The 3,956-nt window shown below is 64.9% G+C and carries 3 protein-coding genes; all 3 read left to right on the top strand.

What is annotated here, in order from left to right; all coding sequences use genetic code 11:
- Nucleotides 1-109 precede the first annotated feature (109 nt).
- From KAZ48_11190 to KAZ48_11200, 3 genes are read left to right on the top strand one after another with little or no spacing between them, the layout of a single operon-like run.
- Complete coding sequence (locus KAZ48_11190; protein MBP7973353.1) at nucleotides 110-1,219, top strand: tyrosine-type recombinase/integrase; 1,110 nt, start codon at nucleotides 110-112, stop codon at nucleotides 1,217-1,219.
- Nucleotides 1,216-3,441, top strand: a complete 2,226-nt coding sequence (locus tag KAZ48_11195; GenBank protein MBP7973354.1) for a tyrosine-type recombinase/integrase — start codon at nucleotides 1,216-1,218, stop codon at nucleotides 3,439-3,441. Before KAZ48_11190 ends, KAZ48_11195 begins: the two co-directional genes overlap by 4 nt.
- A complete protein-coding gene (locus KAZ48_11200; GenBank protein ID MBP7973355.1) occupies nucleotides 3,431-3,859 on the top strand; it encodes a hypothetical protein in 429 nt (142 codons plus the stop codon). Before KAZ48_11195 ends, KAZ48_11200 begins: the two co-directional genes overlap by 11 nt.
- The last annotated feature ends 97 nt before the right edge of the window (nucleotides 3,860-3,956 follow it).

Below are 3,956 nucleotides of genomic sequence, written 5' to 3' on the forward strand. Positions count from 1 at the left end.
GCTGCGGTGAGTGTCTTTTATGTGGACCACGAAGGCTCAGAGTGGTCGGTTCTGCGTTCTGGATGTGGTTATCTCCAGCCGTCCATGAAGCAGATCCTGGAGGGTCGATGTGCTTGTTGTGAAGGTGGTTTCACCGCTCTCGTCGCGTGAATCGTTCACCGTCCTCGGTGAGGACGACGTGCCGGTGGCACCGGTGGAGCGGTATCTGAAGTATTTGACCGACATCGAGCGGTCGCCGAACACAATCAAGGCGTACGCCCATGATCTGAAGGACTGGTTTACATTCCTGGGCGGGCGCGGCCTGGACTGGCAGTCGGTGAGCCTGGAGGATATCGGCGCGTTCGTCGTCTGGCTGCGACTGCCGACGGCACTGCGGCAGGGCGGGATCGCCGTGCTGCCCTCGGTGGAGCATCACTGCGGCGAGTCGACGGTGAACCGGAAGCTGTCGGCGTTGGCGGCGTTCTATCTGCACGCCGTCCGCGACGGGATCGATGTCGGTGAGCTGCTGACGACCTGGCAGATCGGTGGGTCGAGAGGCGGTTGGAAGCCGTTTCTGCACCACATCAGCAAGCACATGCCGAGCCCCCGGCGAACGGTGTCGTTGAAGGCGCCGAAGAAGCTGCCGCGGGTGCTGACCCCCGGCGAGGTCCAGACACTGCTGGATGCGTGCGATCGGTTGCGGGATCGGTTCCTATTGGCGCTGCTCTATGACGCCGGGATGCGGATCGGTGAGGCGCTGGGGTTGCGTCACAGCGACATTGCCGCCGCTGAACGGCAGGTCACAGTTTGTCGGCGTGACAACGACAACCGAGCCCGCGCCAAATCGTTGACGGCCCGGATCGTTCCGGTGAGCGCGGAACTGATTCGGTTGTATGCCGATTACCTTCATGCCGAATACGGTGACCTCGACAGTGACTACGTTTTCGTCAACATCTGGGGGCGGCCCCACGGCCATCCGTTGACCTATGGCGCGGTCTATGACTTGGTCCGCCGATTGCGCCGGCGCACGGCCATCGACTTCGACCCGCATTGGCTGCGTCACACCGCCGCGACCAGGATGCTGCGCGACGGGATCGGCTTGGAGGTCGTGGCCAAGCTGCTCGGCCACGCCAATGTCACCGTCACCGCCGCGACATATGGGCATCTGAACGTGGAGGACGCCCGGAAGGCCATGGAGCAAGCGGGCTGGTTCATCGGAAAGGCCCAGGTCAAACTGTGACCGCCCTGGATCCCAACTCGACGCTGGGCCTGCTGGGCCGGCTCATGGCCGGTGTTCGCTCCGAATTCCGCCGCGACGTATTGGAGTTCGCCGCGGACGACGCCGTATTCGGCGGAGGGTCCTGCCGCGTCACCGACTGCGGACGCAGCGCCCGCGGCCATGGTCTGTGTCAAGGTCACCACCAGCGATGGGCCAACGCGGGCCGCCCCGACCTCGAAGAGTTCACTGTCTCGACCGATCCGCGTTGGCGCAAACATCGCCCCAACCAGGCATGTCGGGTCGACGGCTGCGGTTACGGGTCGGCTCGCGGCGGATTGTGTCAGCTGCATGCGCAACGGTGGGAACGCGCCGGGCGGCCGCACCTGGCCTCGTGGTTACGTGATCCGCTGCCGGTGAAACAGCCGCGGCCCGGGGCGACCTGCCGGATCCGGCACTGCTCGTTATGGCCGCAGGCCGAGTCGCCGCTATGCCATTCCCATACCAACACTTGGAAAGCCAACGGCCGCACCGATATCGACGGGTTCGTGACCAGATTCGAATCCAACGACACACCGGCAAACGAGACGATCCAGCTCGGGATGCTCACCCCGCAGCTGAAACTGGAGATGCAGTACGTGCTGCAGCAACGCCACGACGACCGGCGCGGCAAGCTGACGCCGACCGTTGTCGCCAGGGTGGTCCGACTACTGATCGACACCGCCACCACCTCGCTCCTCGACTTCGACGCCGACGAATGGCGGCAACGCTCAGCCGTGCTACTCAACGACACGAGATCTCGCGGCTTGCTGCTCTATGCCCACTCCACCGTGCTGGACTTGGCCGAGGCTGGCGGCTGGGAAGCCGAATACCCGCGCGACGTCTGGCGGATGCACCGGCTCGGCTATGAAGGCCACTACACACTGCGGTTCGACCGCATTCCACAACCCTGGCTGAGAGAGCCGGCCAAACGATGGATCCGGCTGCGCCTGTCACGCGGACTCAACCTCGAAGCAGGCGGTGGACGCCCGCTGCTGGCCATCGCCCGATTCGGACGGTTTCTCGCCGAGGTCGACATCGAAGACATCAGCCGAATCGACCGGGAACTGCTCGAACGCTACCTGGCCCACCTGAACCGGGAATACAGCCCACAGCGGCGGGGCGCCCACATCGGCCTACTCAATGGTTTCTTTGCCGCGATCCGCCAACATTGTTGGGCAACAGGACTTCCCGCCACGGCGATGTTCTTCGCCGAGGACCACCCGAAGCGCGGCGAGCACCTGCCCAGAGCGTTGGCCGAACACGTCATGACCCAGCTCGAACACCGCGACAACCTCGACCGGTTCAACAACCCCGTCTATCGACTGATCACCGTCATCCTGATGCGTTGTGGGCTGCGGATCACCGACGCCCTGCGGTTGCGCGGCGACTGCGTCACTACGGACGCCAACGGGGCACCCTATCTGCGCTACTTCAACCACAAGATGAAGCGGGACGCCCTCGTTCCGATAGCCCCAGACCTCGTCGACATGATCGGCTACCAGCGCCGACTCGTCTCCGAACGCTGGCCCGACGGCACTGCGCTGCTGTTCCCGCGCCCCACCAAGAACATCGACGGGCAAATCCCGCTGGCGATCCCGACCTACCGCGAGGCGCTGCACCGATGGCTAGCAGTCTGCGACATCCGCGACGAGCACAGCGACCCAGTGCATTTGACGCCGCACCAGTGGCGCCACACGCTCGGCACCCGCCTGATCAATCGTGACGTTCCGCAAGAGGTCGTGCGCCGCATCCTCGACCACGACTCACCGCAGATGACCGCCCACTACGCTCGCCTGCACGACACCACCGTCCGCCGAGCCTGGGAAGCCGCCCGCAAAGTCGACAGCCACGGCCGTGAGGTCAACCTCGACCCGGACGGACCGCTGGCCGAAGCCGCTTGGGCCAAACAACGCCTCGGTCGCGCCACCCAGGCCCTGCCCAACGGCTACTGCGGTCTGCCCGTCCAGCAGAGCTGCCCACACGCCAACGCCTGCCTGACCTGCCCCATGTTCCTCACCACCCAGGAGTTCCTGCCGCAACATCGGACCCAACGCGAGCAGACACTCCACCTGATCACAGCGGCAGAAGCGCGCGGACACCAACGGCTGGCCGAGATGAACCGCCAGGTCTTGGGCAACCTCGACGCCATCATCACCTCGCTCGACACTCCTACCGATCCGAAGGCAGCCGAACATGCGAGCTGACAACAGCATTCACATCGTCACCGCAGCCAAGCAGCGTCACGAGCTCACCCGGGCAAAGGCCATCGCCGCCTTGCACGAACTCGACCGCGCCGGAACCAAGATCAGCTTCGAAGCCGTGGCCGAGCACGCAGGTGTCTCCCGGTCCTGGCTCTACACCCAGCCCGACCTCAAAGACGAGATCAACCGCATCCGTGCGCTACGCCGCCCGCAACACGACCAGGCGCCGCCCGCTCGGCAACGCGCCACGGAAGACTCGCTGCGCCAGCGCCTCGACGTCGCACTTCGCCGCAACCGGGAACTCGCCGAACAGAATCAGCGTCTGCGCCACCAACTCGCTCATGCCCTCGGCCAAGCCCGCGACGACACTCGCAAACGACCCGCCCGACATCGCGATTCGATAACAATCGATCCCTGCTGACCGGCCGACAACCGAGCGCAAGGAGCACGTCGCGGACACCGTCCACACCGCAAATCAGCAGATCACAGCCCTGCCCGACCACCGGACTACAGATAAC

It is taken from the genome of Candidatus Nanopelagicales bacterium, assembly GCA_018003655.1.
Taxonomy (GTDB): Bacteria; Actinomycetota; Actinomycetes; order S36-B12; family UBA10799; genus JAGNDY01.

Excerpts from the sequence above, each read along its gene's own strand:
- KAZ48_11200 (MBP7973355.1), top strand. The coding sequence starts at position 3,431 with ATGCGAGCTGACAACAGCATTCACATCGTCACCGCAGCCAAGCAGCGT.